15 protein-coding genes are annotated in these 17,781 nt (G+C 34.8%); 8 read left to right on the top strand and 7 right to left on the bottom strand.

What is annotated here, in order from left to right; all coding sequences use genetic code 11:
* Positions 1-44 precede the first annotated feature (44 nt).
* The 3 genes from murB to ACKX2A_RS07725 are packed head-to-tail and all read right to left on the bottom strand — an operon-like array spanning position 45 to position 2,766.
* Entirely contained in the window at positions 45-1,058 is a 1,014-nt protein-coding gene (murB, locus tag ACKX2A_RS07735; protein WP_415328801.1) for a UDP-N-acetylmuramate dehydrogenase, read from the bottom strand.
* A gap of 4 nt (positions 1,059-1,062) precedes the next feature.
* Entirely contained in the window at positions 1,063-1,542 is a 480-nt protein-coding gene (locus ACKX2A_RS07730) for a hypothetical protein (RefSeq protein ID WP_415328800.1), read from the bottom strand.
* Positions 1,543-1,560: 18 nt separating this feature from the next.
* Entirely contained in the window at positions 1,561-2,766 is a 1,206-nt protein-coding gene (locus ACKX2A_RS07725; RefSeq protein WP_415329430.1) for a pyridoxal phosphate-dependent aminotransferase, read from the bottom strand.
* A 284-nt stretch (positions 2,767-3,050) separates the two neighbouring features.
* Between ACKX2A_RS07725 and ACKX2A_RS07720 the strand changes: the two genes are divergently transcribed.
* The 6 genes from ACKX2A_RS07720 (at position 3,051) to ACKX2A_RS07695 (ending at position 10,167) form a co-directional block, all read left to right on the top strand.
* A complete protein-coding gene (locus ACKX2A_RS07720) occupies positions 3,051-5,651 on the top strand; it encodes a fibronectin type III domain-containing protein (protein ID WP_415328799.1) in 2,601 nt (866 codons plus the stop codon).
* 149 nt (positions 5,652-5,800) lie between these two features.
* Positions 5,801-6,985 (top strand): hypothetical protein, encoded by a 1,185-nt coding sequence (locus ACKX2A_RS07715; RefSeq protein ID WP_415328798.1) that lies wholly within the window; start codon positions 5,801-5,803, stop codon positions 6,983-6,985.
* Between the two features lie 6 nt (positions 6,986-6,991).
* Entirely contained in the window at positions 6,992-8,416 is a 1,425-nt protein-coding gene (locus tag ACKX2A_RS07710) for a hypothetical protein (protein ID WP_415328797.1), read from the top strand.
* Positions 8,417-8,541: 125 nt separating this feature from the next.
* Entirely contained in the window at positions 8,542-9,000 is a 459-nt protein-coding gene (locus ACKX2A_RS07705) for a DUF1801 domain-containing protein (RefSeq protein ID WP_415328796.1), read from the top strand.
* On the top strand, positions 8,975-9,634 hold the full coding sequence (locus tag ACKX2A_RS07700; RefSeq protein ID WP_415328795.1) for a YiiX/YebB-like N1pC/P60 family cysteine hydrolase: 660 nt from the start codon (positions 8,975-8,977) through the stop codon (positions 9,632-9,634). The genes ACKX2A_RS07705 and ACKX2A_RS07700 overlap by 26 nt, the downstream gene beginning before the upstream one ends.
* A 221-nt stretch (positions 9,635-9,855) precedes the next feature.
* A complete protein-coding gene (locus tag ACKX2A_RS07695) occupies positions 9,856-10,167 on the top strand; it encodes an NIL domain-containing protein (protein ID WP_415328794.1) in 312 nt (103 codons plus the stop codon).
* A gap of 207 nt (positions 10,168-10,374) precedes the next feature.
* Here ACKX2A_RS07695 and murA read toward each other — a convergent pair whose 3' ends face one another.
* Both murA and ACKX2A_RS07685 read right to left on the bottom strand, forming a co-directional pair.
* Positions 10,375-11,682 carry a UDP-N-acetylglucosamine 1-carboxyvinyltransferase gene (murA, locus tag ACKX2A_RS07690; RefSeq protein WP_415328793.1) on the bottom strand — a complete coding sequence of 436 codons (1,308 nt, stop codon included), beginning with the start codon at positions 11,680-11,682 and terminating at the stop codon, positions 10,375-10,377.
* Positions 11,683-11,684: 2 nt separating this feature from the next.
* Entirely contained in the window at positions 11,685-12,356 is a 672-nt protein-coding gene (locus ACKX2A_RS07685) for a DUF4290 domain-containing protein (RefSeq protein ID WP_415328792.1), read from the bottom strand.
* 189 nt (positions 12,357-12,545) lie between these two features.
* Here ACKX2A_RS07685 and ACKX2A_RS07680 point away from each other — a divergent pair, with 189 nt between their 5' ends.
* On the top strand, positions 12,546-13,982 hold the full coding sequence (locus tag ACKX2A_RS07680; protein WP_415328791.1) for an alpha-amylase: 1,437 nt from the start codon (positions 12,546-12,548) through the stop codon (positions 13,980-13,982).
* A gap of 215 nt (positions 13,983-14,197) precedes the next feature.
* Here ACKX2A_RS07680 and ACKX2A_RS07675 read toward each other — a convergent pair whose 3' ends face one another.
* Both ACKX2A_RS07675 and ACKX2A_RS07670 read right to left on the bottom strand, forming a co-directional pair.
* Complete coding sequence (locus tag ACKX2A_RS07675; RefSeq protein WP_415328790.1) at positions 14,198-14,614, bottom strand: thiol-disulfide oxidoreductase DCC family protein; 417 nt, start codon at positions 14,612-14,614, stop codon at positions 14,198-14,200.
* A gap of 12 nt (positions 14,615-14,626) precedes the next feature.
* Positions 14,627-15,088, bottom strand: a complete 462-nt coding sequence (locus tag ACKX2A_RS07670; RefSeq protein WP_415328789.1) for a heme-binding domain-containing protein — start codon at positions 15,086-15,088, stop codon at positions 14,627-14,629.
* Positions 15,089-15,438: 350 nt separating this feature from the next.
* On the opposite strand from ACKX2A_RS07670, the gene katG reads away from it, so the two are divergent.
* Positions 15,439-17,718: a catalase/peroxidase HPI gene (gene katG, locus ACKX2A_RS07665; protein ID WP_415328788.1), complete on the top strand. Its 2,280-nt coding sequence runs from the start codon at positions 15,439-15,441 to the stop codon at positions 17,716-17,718.
* Positions 17,719-17,781: the final 63 nt, after the last annotated feature.

Raw genomic sequence — 17,781 nt, 5'->3', positions numbered from 1 at the left:
AACTTTGACAAGGTTAGGTTAAAGTACCTAAATTTATTAAAATTTTAAATAATATTCACTTCTCTCTCCAATTCAATCCCGAATTTTTCTTTTACGGAATTAATAATCTCCGTCGAAAAATCAAAAATTTCCTTTCCTGTAGCTTCTCCGGTTGCATTTATAATAACCAAAGACTGTAATTTATGGGAAGCGACATCTCCAATTTGTTTTCCTTTCCAGCCACATTGTTCGATCAGCCAACCAGCGGGAACTTTTACAAAATCTCCGTTTGGGTAACCCTGAATATTTTCAAATTTTTGTTGTAATTCTTCAAATTGAGTTAAAAGGATTGTTGGGTTTTTAAAGAAACTTCCTGCATTTCCAATCTGCTTTGGATCGGGTAGTTTGCTTTGTCTAATATTGATTACGGCTTTTGAAACATCCTGAATAGTCGGGTTTTCAATGCCTAAATTTTCCAATTCAGATTTTATCGCGCCATATTCTGTTTTGATGTGGTGATTTTGTCTTGTTAATTTAAAAATGACTTCTAGAATTACATATTTTCCTTTTCCTTCTTGTTTAAAAACAGAATCTCTGTAACCAAATTTACATTGTTCCAGATCGAAAGTTTCCAATTGAAGATTTTCCAGATTCAGAACGGTGCAATTCACAAAAATGTCTTTGATCTCTGTGCCGTAAGCTCCAATATTTTGCATTGGTGAAGTTCCCACATTTCCAGGAATTAATGATAGATTTTCCAATCCACCGTAATTTTTATCTAAGCAAAATTGTACAAATTCATGCCAGTTTTCTCCCGCTTTTGCAGTAACTAAAACATGATTTTCGCTAATAAGATCTTCATGAATTCCTTTTAGATTTAATTTAACAGCCAACCCATCGAAATCTTTTGTCAATAAAATATTGCTTCCGCCTCCCAAAAAAAGAAGTGGGAGATTGTGATCGGTTGAAAAGTTTAAAGCTTTTTTTAATTCTTCAATAGAATTTATTTCAGCAAAATATTTTGCTTTTGCTTCTACACCAAATGTATTATATGGTTTTAATGAAAAATTTTCGTGCATTGGTTTAATTGTATTCTGTTGGAAGAATGGCTTGAATTTGATCTTTTAATTTTTGGAGTTGCTTATAATAAACGGTATCAACGTATGAATTTACATAAGCGTGGTACTTTTTCTGAGTTCTGATCTGGAAGGTTTCGTCGAAACCATCTACAGATTGTTTGCTGGGCGAACTTTTAATTTTATCTAAAGTTTTTACATCGATTGTTGATGTCAATTTTTTCCAGACTTGAGGTTGGATTGCCGATTTCCATTCTTTGTGAGCTTTATTATTGGTAGCTCCCATTTCAAGATGAATAGAATCTTTTGTGACTTTTACAATTTTATAGTTTCCGAGTTCTCCACCAATATCAGAATAACTTATAGAAATAATGTCATTTGGATTTGAAGAAATATTTTCGGGTTTTTTGCTGTCACAGGAAAAAAATATCAGCAATAAAACGGATAGAGAGAAAATTTTCAAACTAAAATATTTTATTGCTGACATGTCTGTTTTTAATTTAAATTAAAGATTGAATTCTAATTTATATTTTTCAAGTGCATCTTTCAAAATTACGGCACTTCTTTTTAAATCCTCTTCTTTTAAAACGTAAGCGATTCTTACTTGTTTTTTACCCAGTTCAGGATTGCTGTAGAAACCTCCCGCTGGCGCAACCATAATGGTTTCATTATTGTTGGTATAGCTTTCAAGCAACCATTGTGCGAATTTTTCTGTATCGTCAACAGGAAGTTCCGCAACACAGTAGAAAGCTCCTTTTGGCTTCGGGCAGATAACACCCGGAATTGCATTTAAAGCATCAACCAAAACATTTCTTCTGTGTGTATATTCTTCTCTTACCGCTCTTATGTAAGCTCCGTCGTTTTGATGAGCAGCCGTTGCAGCGATTTGTCCCAACAAAACAGGGCTCAATCTTGCCTGTGCAAAAAGCATAGCTGCATCGTGGATTTTTTTAGAACGGGTAATCATACAACCGATTCTTACCCCACACATTGAGTAACGTTTTGATTCTGAATCAATGATGATGCAGTTTTCTGCCAATTCAGGAAAAGCAAGCATTGAAACTTGTTGCTTTCCATCGTAAACATATTCTCTGTAAACTTCGTCTGAAATAACAACGATATCATGTTTTAATGCAATTTCTGCAAGTTGTTGAAGTTCTTCACGAGTGTAAAGGTAACCAGTTGGATTTCCAGGGTTGCAAATAACAATTGCTCTGGTTTTTTCTGTAATTTTTTTCTCAAATTCTTCGATTGGAGGAAGGGCAAAACCAGTATCAATCGTCGATGGAACGGCAACAACATTTACATTGAAAGTGCTTGTAAATCCGTTGTAGTTTGCATAATATGGTTCAGGAATAATTACTTCATCGCCATCATCGCATAAAGTTGAGATGGCAAAATTTAGAGCTTCAGATCCTCCGTTTGTTACAATAAAGTTATCAGGCGTAAGATCTGTAAAATCTAAAGAATGATAATATTCTGTAAGTGCTTTTCTGTATTCGATATTGCCTTCAGAAAGAGCATATTCCAATACTTTTAAATCAATATTTTTTAAAGCATTAAGAGCCGTTTCCGGAGTTTCAATATCCGGTTGCCCGATATTTAGGTGATATACTTTTGTACCTTTTTGTTTTGCTTTAAGGGCAAAAGGAACTAGTTTTCTTACCGGCGATGGCGGCATGTGTTGTGCTCTGTTTGAAATATTCGGCATTGTATCAAAAATTTGTAGCACAAAAATAAGATTTAATTTCTCAATATTAAAATAAAGGTTGTATAGAACGGTTTTTTAATAGGATTTGATAATTCGTAATAATATTTTTTATATGTTATTGATTTTGTAGTTTTAAATTAATTATAGCTTTAATTATTTATTTCATTTTAATGTGAATAAATGTAAATATTTTTATAAATTTTAAAAATATTTTGAAATAATTTTATTAAAATGTTTTTTATATTGTTTTTTTTATAAATTTACAGCGACAATAACTAGTAAATATGAATTTAAAACTACTTTTTGGAGCTTGCAATGTTGCAGCTCTATTTTGTGCATCTACAATGATGGCGCAAAACTACCAACCAATTCCAATTTCATCGGGTTTTACAGCAGACGTAGTTGCTAATGGTGTTGGTTCTTCAGCGATTACAACCAGTTCTGATGTTGACGGAGTATCTTTCGCTTTCGTATCAAGGGATTTTCAGCTAAACTCTTCAAGTACGGCACTTACATACGGTTTACCTATTGATGGAACTGTGAATAGTGTAGTAACTTCTACGCCTGGACTTACGTATAAGCTGGCGAATTATAACTCCAACAACTCCCTAAAGCTGGCTAGCCAAAATGATACAGGAACGCTGGTGTTTGCAACGCCTACTCCTGCTTTTAAATTGTATATGCTTGCTACAAGTGGAAGTGGGGCTTCAACGGTTTCTGTGGTTGTGAATTTTACGGATAATACTTCTCAGACTTTTACCGGAGTAACTATTGCAGATTGGTATAATGCAACAGGTTTTGCAATCCAGGGATTCGGAAGAATCAACAGAACGAATGATACTTTAGAATCCGGAAGTGGAACAAATCCTAGGCTTTATCAAACTTTGCTGACGATTGATCCTGCAAATCAAACTAAGCCAATTCAGAGTGTAACTATTACAAAAACTTCTACAGCACAAGGTTACAGCAATATCTTCGCCATGTCTGCAGATGTGTATTCAGATTGTGCACCTCCTGTATTGAACGCGGTTGGAACGCTTACTGCAAATTCAGCAGCAGTTTCATGGACGGCGGCGGCGGGAACTTCGCCTTCAAGCTATGATATCTACTATAGCACTACAAACACAGCTCCTACGAGTGGATCTACTCCGAATATTACGGGACTTGCGGCAACTTCTACAACGATTCCGGGTTTAAATTCAAATACGACCTATTATTATTGGGTAAGATCTCATTGTAGTACGGCAACAAGCCAGAGTGCTTGGTCATTCTCAGGAACATTTAAAACTTTGTGTGGACCTATGACCACGATGTTTGAAGATTTCGAATCTTATGCATCAGGAAGCATTGTTCCGGATTGCTGGGCAAGAATTATCGATACAAACGGTTCTCAGACAATTTCTACAGCTACACCTGTGGCTTCAGGAACAAAACATATTTATCAATATAGTTCAACTACACAAAATCCTACCACGGTTGTTCTTCCGCAATTCAGTAATATTAATGCTGGAACGCATTGGTTGAGATTTAAAGCAAGAGTAAGCTCTGCAACAGGAACTTTAAATGTAGGATATGTAACAGATGCTGCAAACAGCTCAACTTTTGTTCCGTTACAAGCATTAAGTATTGCAAATACAGTGTATGCAACGGCGGGTAACGAATATTCTGTTATCGTTCCATCTTCTGTTCCTGCGAATGCAAGATTGGCTATCAGAAATACAGCGGATGCAAAATCTTACTACTATGATGATGTGTATTGGGAGCCAAAACCAACTTGTTTTGCACCATCTGCATTAACGTCATCAAATGTATTGGCAAATTCTGTGGATATTTCCTGGACTGCTCCATCTTCCACACCCGGAAATGGATACGAATATTATTATTCAACAACCAATACAGCTCCTACAGCAGCAACTGCAGCTTCAGGAACAAGCACTTCTACATCAACTACAGTAACTGGACTTGCTCCGGCAACTACTTATTATATGTGGATAAGATCTGCATGTAGCAGTTCTGATAAGAGTTCTTGGTGGGGATCTGTAACGTTCACAACAGCTTGTGCTACTTTAGCGGCTCCTTTTGCTCAGACATTTGATAATGGAACAGCACCTAACTGTTGGACAAATGTAAATCCTACAGCGACTACTACAAATGCAAACCTTCTGTGGAAATTCGCAGGAAATGCAGATTATGGTGCAAACCTGGCAAATAACGGAAGACCTGCAGGAAGTTATGCTTGGGTAGATGCAAGTTCTCCTTACAGTGGAGCAGGAGCAAATACAGTACAGTTGGTTACTCCATATGTAAATTTAGCAGGATTAACAGCGCCTTATATTTCATTCGATTGGTATAAAAATCATTCTACATCAACTTCAACAACAGTAAGTCCTACTACGTACGATAACAATAAACTTACAGTAGAAGTAAATGACGGTTCCGGTTGGGTAAATGTATGGTCGGATACTTCAAACTTGAATCAGTGGAGAACAGTAGGTGTTCCTTTGGCGGCTTCTTATGTAGGGGCAACCATTCAGGTGAGATTTACAGTTGATAAAAATGTAAATGGGAATGGTTATTTCTACGACGATTTATTATTAGATAATGTAGAAATTAAACAAAACCCAACAATCTTGGCGGCAAACGAAGTTTCAGCAACTAAAAATGCTATTAAGATCTATCCGAATCCATTCAGAGATGTATTGAATATTTCTGATGTTGAAAAAGTAAAATCAGTTGTAGTAAATGATATTTCTGGAAGAGTAGTGAAAACTATTGAAAATCCTGGTAAAGAATTGAATTTATCTGAACTGAATTCCGGAATGTATTTAGTAACAATTATCTTCAAAGATGGTTCAAGATCAACAATGAAGGCAATTAAAAAGTAAATAATTTTTAGATTTATAATTTCCAAAGACAGCTATACAATGTGTGGCTGTCTTTTTTGTTTAAAAATTAATAGTGTGGTACTTAGGCTTTCAATTAAAAAAAGAAAATATTAATAAAATATCATACTTTTGCTCAAAATTAATAGCCAATGAAAAAAATAACTCTACTTTTTACTATTTCTATATTTTGTTCTCAATTTTCTTTTGCTCAACGAATTGATAAAGAAACAATCAGTTTTCAATTATTAAAAGAACCGGTTTTTGCGACGGATATTCCGAACAGAAACTATACTTTGGTTGTAAATTCTCCTTACAACATTACAAAAGATGATGTTTTGAAACAATCAAAAGAAGATTATCAAAGACAGGTTGATAATTATCAGACTAATGTTGAAACTGCAAAAATCGAACATCAGGAAAGATTAAAAGATTACGAAGCAGAAGTAAAAAAGCTTCAGGAAAAATATAAACTGGAATCTGCAGAATACAGTAAGTTATCCGCAGTGGAAAAAATTGCAGCAACCAATGGAGCTCCTGTTTTAAGGCTGCCTTCAAGACCTGTTTTGAATATTCCTCCAATGCCGATTTACAGACAACCGGATTTAAGAGACGCTTTAATCGTAGATAACAAAATCCTTGCTTCACAAATGGATGTTGCCGGTTTTTCGAAAGGTGGAAATTATCTTGATCTTGTCGTTGAAATGGAAAGAACCAATTTTCAGGACAATCAGGGGAAAACATTTGCCAATCAGCCTGTAAGAATTATTGGAAAACAAAATGGGATTGTAAAGTTGGATAAAACTTATTTTTCAGACTTTTCTGAAGTTGCGAGTGTTCCAACGAATGAAATTAACCTAAGTTTCCAGGAAAAATTGTATTTACAAAGAACAATGGATCGTACAAGAAATATTATTAATGATAACTTCGGTTATCGTACAATAAATTCTACGGTTGCATTAGAAACTGTAAAAAATAAAGGAGATTACGATGATTTAGAAAAAGCGTACATCTACGTTACAACCAATCTAAAGAAACTTCAGGCAAAATCCGATTACGCTCCTAATAAAGTAGCGATGGAAAATATGCAGAAAGGAGTTGATATTTGGAAAAATGCTTTAACGAAGATAAATTACAACGACAAAAAAGCTCTTTACAACCAAAAAATCGGAGAATATCTTTATTTCAATTTAATAAGATTAAATATTGCACTGGGAAATTATTCTGAAGCAGAAAAATATTTAAATGAATTACAAGAGCATCTGGTAGATATTAAATTATCTTACGATGCCAATTTGGAATTAAAAAAACTAGAAGAAAAAATTTATAATAACTAAGAAAATATGATTAAACAAATTATTACTTCGGTACTCATTACGGCTTCGGTTTGTGCTTTTGCGCAGACAAAAGTTGTTGAAGGAACAAAATTTACGATCGATGATAATCTTGAAACTGATGAAAAACTGGTTTTAGCAGACGATTACAATTCTTATATGTTTAGCGCAATCAACATCGATGGATTGATGAGAAATGTTTTTCCTCACAAGAAATTATTGATGAGAAAGCTCGATCAGAATGGAAGTCTTCTCGATACGTATGTTCAGGATTATGCGAATAAAACGAATGGTGTTCTACATAATTATCTGGGGTCTCAGCAAATAGATGATGATAAATTAGTCGCTTTTACGGAAGAATACTTCGGAAAAGAAAACAGAAAAGAAGTTTTTCAACATGTTTTCAGCAAAAAAACTGGAGCTTTTGAAAAGAAAAGTATTGCAAAATATACAATAGAATCTACCAACAAATCTGGAACAACCTACGTTCTTTTCTCTGAAAATGGGAAATATGCAGCAGTTTTCAATGACAGATATGCGAGTAAAAAGACAGACAATATCAATGATGTATTGGTTTTAGATCTTAGAACTCTTACTCCGGTTTGGAATAAAGAAATTTCATTGAGCAGCGATTATGTTGAAAAATCTTTAACATTAACAAATTCTGGAAAGATTATTTTACTTCGTAAAGCAGCAGGTTGGAAAGAATCTTACAAATTGGAAATGGTTTCCAACACAGAAGATAAAGACCTTCCTTTTGACGACAAATATATTCCTGAAAAACTTTACGCAATCAGTAAAAATGATAATGATTATTTAGTGTCTTTCGGAAGAAAAAACCAGGCGGTTACTCTGGGCGGAAGTACTTTTGGAACAGTAATGTTTTATGATATTAAAACAGGAAAAGCTGTGATCAGCAATACAAATTTAGCCGGAGCAAAAGATATGAGCGACGTAAAAGTGATTAAAACAATAGTGAAAGGCGATGAGGTTTTAATGGCAATTCAGCAGGAAACTGTTTCAAGACCTTTACCGACTGCGATGAACCGTTTTCCGGATCCTGTTTACAAACTGGATGTTGGCGTTTTAATGAAATTCAATAAAGAAGGTGAGGTGAAGCAATTCGTTCCGCTTGGAAGCAATCCGATGGGAAGAAGAATCCAAGTGATCGAGTCGGGAGATAATTTGTATGTTTCGTCGTTCTATCCGAAAGGAGCGTTCGGAAATACAGGTTTTTCGATGAAAGCATTCGATTTCAGCGGATTGGCTGGAAGAGAATTGACAATGGATTATAAAGGAAGAAATTTCTTTCAGAATTATGGATTTACAGACGGGAATTTAATTCAGTTTGTTCCTGCAACCAACAAAATTTTATTCCTTCAAAAGAATGGAAAAGACTTACAAATGTTCAATGTGTACAATTTTGTAAAATAATTTTCATTGCATAATAACTAAAATCAGCTTTGCAACTTGTAAGGCTGATTTTTTTATGTGACAGGTTTAAATTGAATATTTCAATCAATTTTTGTTAATTTGAATAATTATTAAAGCTGACTAAAATGCAAATTCCATCAACTTCCGTAGTAGATTATATCTCCAAAATTCCTGAAGAAAGACAGGAGATTTTCAAAAAAATGTTTGATACGATTAATGACAACTTACCCACAGGCTTTTCACAGGGCACAAGCTACGGAATGATCGGTTGGGCGGTTCCTCTGGAGACTTACCCTGCAGGATATCACTGCACACCTGGCTCTCCGCTACCCTTTATTAGCATTGCTTCACAGAAAAATTTTATTGCGCTGTATCACATGGGAATGTATGCAAAACCGGAATTGCTGAACTGGTTTGTGGAAGAGTTTCCAAAATATTCCAAACGAAAGCTGGATATGGGAAAATCTTGCGTTCGATTCAAAAAAGTGGATGATATTCCGTTTGAATTATTGGCTGAATTGAGTAAAAAAATGAACGTTGAAGAATGGATTGATATTTATGAAACCAATTTTAAAAAGAAATAATTTTTTATTGAAATCTTTTGCGATCATTTTTCTCTTGAATCTGATTTTAAGTTGTAAAAATTCACATTTTTCAGGATTAGAGAATGGAGATCTGCTTTTCGTAACGGCAAAAGAAACCGGACTTTCGGGAGCTATCAATAATGTTACCCAGAAACAGAAAAATGCCTCTTTCGATCATATCGGGATTTTAGAAAAAGATAAGAATGGTCTTTTTGTGCTTCATGCTGCACCAAAAGGAGGTTCCCAAAAGCAAGGTTTAAAAGATTTTTTGAAAGATCAGGCAAATGATGGACAAAGAGTAATCGTTTATCGCTTGAAACCACAATATCAAAACACCATTCAAGGCGCAATTGAAAATGCAAATTCTATGTTAGGAAAACCTTACAATTTTAATTATATTTTGGATGAAAACTCATATTATTGTTCAGATTTTATAGAGAGAGCTTTCAGAAGTGACCATATTTTCAAACTAGAACCCATGACTTTCATCGATCCGAAAACGGGAAAGACAAATACTTTTTGGGAAGAATTTTATCAAAAGAAAAATTTAAAAGTTCCGGAAGGTGAGTTAGGTTGTAATCCAAATGGGTTGGCGGCTTCTGACAAATTAGAAAGAATAAAGGAGCTGAAATAATTTAACGAAAATATTCACATCAATAGAAGCGGGCTTTAGTCCGCTTTTTTATGTAATAATCAAATGGTTTTAACCAAAATTTAAACTTCAAAGAAAATATTTAGTTAAAATTAAAAATTATTACCCTACTAATTTGGTAGACTAATATTTTTTTATATTTTTGTCAAAGATTTAACGCAAAGAGCAATGAATATTAGTATTTAACCAAAAAAAGTTTTGTTATGATTACACCAAATCCAAACCTGCAGGTTTTACAAAGCAAAATAAACCTGCCAAAAAAAGAATTGATATTGGAAATAGAATTGAATGGGAAAATGAAATTCGAGCATTTGATGAATGCCATTTACAATCAGTTTGGAATATGTCATAAGGTGTTGTCGGCAAACGTTGAATACGTGGACGGAAGAAGTTTTGGCCCCGTTCAGCTATATATAAATGTAAATTCAGAGGATTTCGAACAACTGGAATTTTATCTGAATAAAAATAAACTTTTGAGTACCACTGTGGAATATACCTGCAGAAAATACTCTTAGGCGAGATTCATATAGTTTTAATTACAACAAACGACCGTTACATTTTTGTGACGGTCGTTTTTATTTATTTTTCGTTTAAAATTAAAATTAGAAGTCCTGAAGAGATGACTTAAAAAAGGGCAGGATATAATTCTGTCTAAATGTAATAAATGATTTTACATCATAAAAAACCACCCAAAAGGTGGTTTCAATATTTTAAAATAAGAATTAAATTCTTTCAATATCCGCTCCGATTGCCTTCAATCTTCCATCGATATTTTCATATCCTCTGTCGATTTGTTCGATATTGTGGATAATCGATTTTCCTTCTGCAGAAAGTGCTGCAATCAAAAGTGCATTTCCGGCTCTGATATCTGGGGAAACCATTGTTGTTCCTCTCAACGGTGCTTCCTGATTCAATCCGATAACTGTTGCTCTATGCGGATCACAAAGGATAATTTGAGCCCCCATGTCGATCAATTTATCTACGAAGAATAATCGTGATTCAAACATTTTTTGGTGAACTAATAAACTTCCTTTCGCCTGAGTTGCCACTACTAAAATAATAGATAATAAATCCGGTGTAAATCCTGGCCAAGGTGCATCAGAAATTGTCAGGATCGAACCATCAATAAACTTCTGAATTTTATAATTTTCCTGAGCCGGGATGAAAATATCATCATTACTCTGCTCAAGTTCAATACCTAATTTTCTGAATGTATTTGGAATAACTCCTAATTGATTCCAGTTTACATTTTTAATCGTAATTTCAGATTTTGTCATGGCAGCAAGACCAATCCAAGATCCGATTTCTACCATGTCCGGAAGCATTGTGTGCTCAGTTCCGTGAAGATGAGAAACACCTTCAATCGTCAATAAATTTGAACCGATCCCTGAAATATTGGCTCCCATTCTGTTCAACATCTTACAAAGTTGTTGAAGATATGGTTCACAAGCTGCGTTGTAAATTCTTGTTTTTCCTTTTGCTAAAGCTGCAGCCATTACGATGTTTGCTGTTCCGGTTACAGAAGCTTCTTCAAGTAAAATAAATTTACCGTTAAGCTCTTTGGCTTTTAAAGAATAGAAGAATTCTTCCTCATCATAATGAAATTCTGCACCCAATTCTACAAGCCCCTGAAAGTGAGTGTCTAATCTTCTTCTTCCGATTTTGTCACCTCCCGGAGTTGGCATGTATGCTTCACCGTATCTTGCCAACATGGGTCCCATCAACATGATAGAGCCTCTTAGTTTTGCTCCGTCTTTTTTAAACTCGTTAGATTTTATGTAATCAAAATTTACCTTGTCTGCTTTGAAAGTATAATCTCCATGTCCGTTCTTGGTTACTTTTACACCGAAGTCTCCAAGTATTTCAATTAATCGATTAACGTCGTGGATATCAGGAATATTTTTAATTCTAATTTCCTCATCAGTTAACAAAACGGCACAAAGAATTTGTAGAGCTTCATTTTTTGCTCCTTGTGGAGTGATTTCACCTTGCAGTCTTTTTCCTCCTCTTATTTGAAATGTTCCACTCATGTCTACTTTCTTTTATTATTATGATTGTTGTTGTTATTATTGTTGTGTCGTCTTTTGTTATTTTGGTTGTTTCGGTTGTTGTTCCTGTTGTTATTGTTATTATTTCGGTTGTTATTATTGGTGTTGTAATAGATCTTGCTTTTCTCAAGAGAATCTATTCCGGTAAGATCCAATCTGTTTTCCGAAAGTTCTTTCAGGTGACGGAAAATTACATCATCCGTTACGTGTTCCTTATTATATACATTGTAGGATTTCTTCATATTGTTGGCAATCACTTCGATCAAAGCTTCTTTTTCGTCGCCTTGTTCCAATTCAATTGCTTTTTCAATAAGCTGAAGAATACTTTTTCCGTAAAATTTAAAATCACCTTGAAGTTTAGGATATTCCATCCTTTTTGGTTTTTCTTCAAGTTCTTCTTTTGTAGGGAAAGGGTAGGGAGAGTCTACATCCAATTCATGATTGGCTAAAATATATAGATGATCCCAAAGTTTATGTTTATAATTTTCTTCGTCGCGTAGTTGTGGGTTTCTTTGACCCATAAAATCAATGATTGCCATTGCCATTTCGTTTCTTTCTTCTTTTGTAGAAAGCTCTTTGCAACGTTCAACCAACTGTTGTATTATTCTGCCATATTCCGGCAAATGAAGCTGAGTTTTTTGGGTATTGTATTCCATAGTCTGCAAATATATGCAATAATGGAAAAATTGTACCGAAAATCTTAAAAGTTTATAAATTTTTAATAGAAAATTTAATGATGAATTTTGAATGATTATTGTTAAAAGTGAAAATTATTTCACCTCGATTAGAATTTATTTCAATAAAAGTGTAATTTAGTTAATAGTTTAATAATTAAAACTTTCGATATGAAAAAAACACACTTCTTACTTTCTCTATTGGCTTTAGGGGTAATTAATTCCTGTCAGAACAATGATGAGATGATGACGGAAACATCAAAACAGCTAGAGATTCATAACAAAATAGTGAATGTTACCAACCACGACGGCCGACCTTTCAGCACAGGAACGTCTTCGAATATTAATTCTAAATTTGTTGCCGGACCTGGAGGAAGCGTTTTAATGCAAGGATTCTACTGGGATGTTCCTGACGGAGGAAATTGGTGGAATACGGTAAAAGGAAAAGTTACCGACTGGTCAAACGCGGGGATCGGCGCAATTTGGTTACCTCCGGCTTCAAAAGCTCAGAACGGAGCCTATTCAATGGGATATGACCCAACGGATTATTATGATTTTGGAAATTTTAATCAAAATGGAAGTGTTGAAACACGTTTTGGCTCAAGAGCAGAATTAGAAGCATTAATTACAAAGGCTCATACCGAAAATATGCAGGTTTACGCCGATATTGTTATCAATCACAACAGTGGTGGTCAATCGGAGGCAAATCCTTACACGGGAACCAATACCTGGACGAATTTCTCGGGGGTTGCTTCTGGAAAATTTCCGAGAAACTATAATGATTTTTACAAAAATGCTTACGGGAACAATGATGAAGGTGCCTTTGGAGGTTTTCCGGATCTATGTCATGCGAATCCCTACGTTCAGGACTGGCTTTGGGGAAGAGATGATTCTGTCGCAAAATATTATAAAAACGTCATGAAATTTGATGGTTGGAGGTTCGATTATGTAAAAGGTTTTGGACCGTGGGTTGTAAATACGTGGAATGCCAATGTTGGCGGATTTTCTGTTGGCGAATTGTGGGATTCTAATGTCAATACCTTAGAATGGTGGGCAAATAATGCAAACAGTTCCGTATTCGATTTTGCAGCGTATTATAAAATGGATGAAGCATTTGATAATGGAAATTTAAATGCACTAAATGACGACATGATGTGGAAAAGAAATCCTTACAAAGCCGTAACTTTTGTAGCCAATCATGACACCGACATCATTTATAATAAAATGTTGGCATACGCTTATATTTTAACGCATGAAGGTTATCCGACAATTTTTTACAGAGATTACGAAGAATGGCTGAACAAAGAAAGACTAAACAATTTGATTTGGATTCACAACAATAAAGCAACCGGCACAACTTCGATTTTGTACACTGATAATGATGAATATATCGCGAGAAGAAACGGCTACAACGGAAATCCAGGGTTGGTGGTTTATATCAATAATTCTTCAAGTTGGCAGGAAAGATGGATTCAGACGAATTGGGCAAATCAGCAGATTAAAGATTTTACAGGAAGCTCAAGTTGGTATCCGACAACTCAGGGAGATAAATGGGTGAAAATCCAATGCGCTCCGAATTCTTATTCTGTTTGGTCTTTGAATCAATAAATTAAACATATTTAAAAATATCAGCGCAATCAGCTTGATCAGCGAAAATAAAAAGACTGTTTCTTAATTGAAGCAGTCTTTTTATTTTTATAATATGTCATTTAGACGAAGGAGAATTTATTTAAGGCAAAATTAAAAGTAGATTGTTCACTCCACTTTGTTCCGTTCTGAATCACAAACGTTGACTATTTTCATTTAGTTATTCGTGAAAAAAATTAAACCTCAATAAATTTCTTTCTTTGATGAGGTGTTGGCAAATAACACTTTTGATTCGCCAGTTTCATTCTGTTTCTGGAAATCAAATCATACACTTTATTACTTACCGCAGGAAACATCAGTTTGCCAAACAGACTTCCCACTTTATAAATTCCGCCTAAAATATTTGCAATTTTAAGAACTGCCTGAGATTTTATCAAATAATATTGATGCGGTTTCCAAAGATACATTGTGTTAAAAACATTCGTTTCCAAACCTCTTTCGGATAAAAATTTTTGTCCGAAATCTGATTGAAGAGAAGCAAACATAAACTGATCTTTTTTGTCTCTTTCCAAAATCCATTGCACCCAGAAATTGCAGACCCCACAATCTCCGTCAAAGAATACAATATGTTTTTCCTGCCAATTCTCCTGCATGATTTTTTTGCTTTAAAATACCATTTTTCGTTCCGTTTCTTCTTTCTCTTTTTTGAAATAATCGATTAAAATTTTTCTTTGCTCTTCCGTCAGTTTTGCATCCTGATGTCCTACAAAATAAGATTCCAAAGGCATTTCTTTTTTTTCTAGCATTTCAGCACATTCGTCAAGTTTATGAACCTGTTGTTTCGGTAGATATGTTGCAAATGTAGAGAAATTTAAATGCTTTCTTCCTTCATTAATATGATTTTTTAGAAACCACGATGCCGGAGCAAAATTAGAATACCAAGGATATTTTGTTTCGTTGGAATGGCAATCATAGCAGGAAGTATTGATTAATTGGGCAACTTCAGGTTTTACATTTTTTATTTTCAGAAAATCCATTCCGGGAGTCGGCGCGGGGTTGGTTTTATCAATAGGAAAGAACTGAAGTATAATAAAGGCAACGAGAAGTACTACTAAGATTTTTTTCATATTTTAAATTTGATGTTTTCTGAATAGATAAAGTTAATTAAATTTTTGATAATTAAAAACTTTAAAATTTATGAAAATCTTAACACTGTGTTGAATTATTCTAAATATGTTTGTTGCAGTTTGATTTTCATTTAAATAAATGTAAAATTTTACTAACTTAATTGCATTATTGTGTTTTTTAACCATATGCTGTCAGTAAATCAACGATTTAAGATGTGTTATTGTTTTTAGCTATTGTAAAAATAATTTTGATAGATTGTATTTATTTTATAACTGTTGTAAGTTTGCCTTGTCCATGAACAGATGGAATTTTTGACTTTTAAAAAACGAACATAAAAAATTTAAACGATATGGAAAATAATTCAGGAGACATCAGTAAATGCCCGTTCCACAACGGAACATTGAAAAAAGAAAATGTTGCAGGTGGCGGAACTAAAAATCTAGATTGGTGGCCGGATCAGCTCAGGGTAGATATTCTTCGTCAGCACTCAAACCTTTCAAATCCGATGGATCAGGATTTCGATTACGCAGAAGCTTTCAAAAGTCTCGATATTGAAGCGGTAAAACAAGATCTTCATGCATTGATGACGGATTCTCAGGATTGGTGGCCTGCTGATTTTGGACATTATGGTCCGTTGTTTATTCGTATGGCTTGGCACAGCGCAGGAACGTATCGTGTAGGTGATGGTAGAGGAGGAGCAGGAGCGGGACAACAGCGTTTTGCACCATTAAACAGTTGGCCGGATAACGTAAGTTTGGATAAAGCAAGAAGATTGCTGTGGCCAATCAAACAAAAATATGGAAAGAAGATTTCTTGGGCAGATTTATTGATTTTGACTGGAAATATCGCCTTAGAATCAATGGGTTTCAAAACTTTTGGATTTGCAGGAGGAAGAGAAGATGTTTGGGAACCGGATCAGGATGTGTATTGGGGAACGGAAAAAACATGGTTAGGTGGAGATCTTCGTTACGCCCACGGTTCGGAGGGGGTTGTTGAAAACAGAGGTGTACTTCCTACAGATGATGATGCGGATGGAGACATCCACTCAAGAAATTTGGAAAAACCTTTGGCCGCGGTACAGATGGGATTAATTTACGTAAACCCTGAAGGACCGGACGGAAATCCCGACCCGATTGCAGCAGCAAAAGATATTCGTGACACGTTCGGAAGAATGGCTATGAATGATGAAGAAACCGTTGCTTTGATCGCGGGAGGTCATACTTTCGGTAAAACTCACGGTGCAGGACCTGCAGATCATGTAGGAAAAGAGCCTGAAGCAGCAGGAATTGAAGCGCAAGGTTTTGGATGGAACAGTACTTACAAATCAGGAAAAGGAGCTGATGCAATTTCTAGTGGTTTGGAAGTTACCTGGACAGAAACTCCAACAGAATGGAGTAATTATTTCTTTAAAAATTTATTTGAAAACGAATGGGAATTAACGAAAAGTCCTGCCGGAGCTCATCAATGGGTGGCTAAAAATGGACAAGAAATTATTCCTGACGCCTTTGATTCTACTAAAAAGCACAGACCGACCATGTTGACAACGGATTTGTCATTAAGATTTGATCCGATTTATGAAAAAATTTCAAGAAGATTTTACGAAAATCCTGAAGAATTTGCAGATGCATTTGCAAGAGCTTGGTACAAACTGACGCACAGAGATATGGGACCAAAAGCCCGTTATTTAGGGAATGATGTACCTTCTGAAGAATTAATTTGGCAAGATCCAATCCCTGAAGTAAATCACGAATTGATTGATAATAATGATATTGAATCTTTAAAATCTAAAATTTTAAATTCAGGATTAAATGTTTCTGAATTGGTTTCAACAGCTTGGGCATCGGCTTCAACGTTTAGAGGAAGTGATAAAAGAGGGGGTGCCAATGGATCGAGAATTCGTTTAGCTCCTCAAAGATATTGGGCTGTGAATAACCCTACTCAGTTACAAAAAGTATTATCTGTTCTGGAAAATATTCAGAATGATTTTAATAATTCTCAATCTGGAAATAAAAAAGTTTCATTGGCAGATTTAATTGTTTTGGCAGGAAGTGCAGGGGTTGAAAAAGCAGCAAAAGATGCCGGTCATGAAGTGAAAGTTGGTTTTGCACCAGGAAGAATGGATGCTTCACAAGAACAGACCGACGTAGAATCCATGGGATATTTGGAACCGGCAGCAGATGGATTTAGAAATTATTTAAAGAAAAAATATTCAGTTTCTACAGAATCTTTATTGATTGATAAAGCGCAATTATTAAATCTTACAGCTCCTGAATTAACAGTTTTAATTGGTGGAATGAGAGCTTTAAATACAAATTTCGACGGTTCAAATCATGGAATTTTCACGCAACGTCCGGGAGTTTTAACAAATGATTTCTTTGTTAATTTATTGGATATGAGTACTCAATGGAAGTCTATTTCTGAAAATAATGAATTGTACGAAGGAACAGACAGAAAAACGGGTGAGAAAAGATGGACGGCAACGCGTGCTGATCTTGTTTTCGGCTCAAATTCTGAATTGAGATCCATTGCTGAGGTTTATGCAAGTTCGGATGCTCAGGAAAAATTTGTAAAGGATTTTGTTTCTGCTTGGGTAAAAATAATGAATACAGACAGATTTGATTTGAAATAATTTAACATAATTTTAAATATTTAACATAAAAATTAAAGGCAACATTATAGTTGTCTTTTTTTT

The organism is Chryseobacterium sp. MMS23-Vi53 (assembly GCF_047651245.1).
Classification (GTDB): domain Bacteria; phylum Bacteroidota; class Bacteroidia; order Flavobacteriales; family Weeksellaceae; genus Chryseobacterium.
Note: the sequence above shows the minus strand (reverse complement) of the source record. Positions and strands in the feature narration are given on the sequence as shown.

Coding starts and splice junctions, on each gene's coding strand:
- ACKX2A_RS07675 (WP_415328790.1), bottom strand. CDS start 14,614: ATGCAGGAGAATTGGCAGGAAAAACATATTGTATTCTTTGACGGAGAT.
- murB (WP_415328801.1), bottom strand. CDS start 1,058: ATGCACGAAAATTTTTCATTAAAACCATATAATACATTTGGTGTAGAA.
- ACKX2A_RS07705 (WP_415328796.1), top strand. CDS start 8,542: ATGCAAATTCCATCAACTTCCGTAGTAGATTATATCTCCAAAATTCCT.
- ACKX2A_RS07670 (WP_415328789.1), bottom strand. CDS start 15,088: ATGAAAAAAATCTTAGTAGTACTTCTCGTTGCCTTTATTATACTTCAG.
- ACKX2A_RS07680 (WP_415328791.1), top strand. CDS start 12,546: ATGAAAAAAACACACTTCTTACTTTCTCTATTGGCTTTAGGGGTAATT.
- ACKX2A_RS07720 (WP_415328799.1), top strand. CDS start 3,051: ATGAATTTAAAACTACTTTTTGGAGCTTGCAATGTTGCAGCTCTATTT.
- ACKX2A_RS07715 (WP_415328798.1), top strand. CDS start 5,801: ATGAAAAAAATAACTCTACTTTTTACTATTTCTATATTTTGTTCTCAA.
- ACKX2A_RS07725 (WP_415329430.1), bottom strand. CDS start 2,766: ATGCCGAATATTTCAAACAGAGCACAACACATGCCGCCATCGCCGGTA.
- ACKX2A_RS07685 (WP_415328792.1), bottom strand. CDS start 12,356: ATGGAATACAATACCCAAAAAACTCAGCTTCATTTGCCGGAATATGGC.
- ACKX2A_RS07730 (WP_415328800.1), bottom strand. CDS start 1,542: ATGTCAGCAATAAAATATTTTAGTTTGAAAATTTTCTCTCTATCCGTT.
- ACKX2A_RS07695 (WP_415328794.1), top strand. CDS start 9,856: ATGATTACACCAAATCCAAACCTGCAGGTTTTACAAAGCAAAATAAAC.
- ACKX2A_RS07700 (WP_415328795.1), top strand. CDS start 8,975: ATGAAACCAATTTTAAAAAGAAATAATTTTTTATTGAAATCTTTTGCG.
- ACKX2A_RS07710 (WP_415328797.1), top strand. CDS start 6,992: ATGATTAAACAAATTATTACTTCGGTACTCATTACGGCTTCGGTTTGT.
- murA (WP_415328793.1), bottom strand. CDS start 11,682: ATGAGTGGAACATTTCAAATAAGAGGAGGAAAAAGACTGCAAGGTGAA.
- katG (WP_415328788.1), top strand. CDS start 15,439: ATGGAAAATAATTCAGGAGACATCAGTAAATGCCCGTTCCACAACGGA.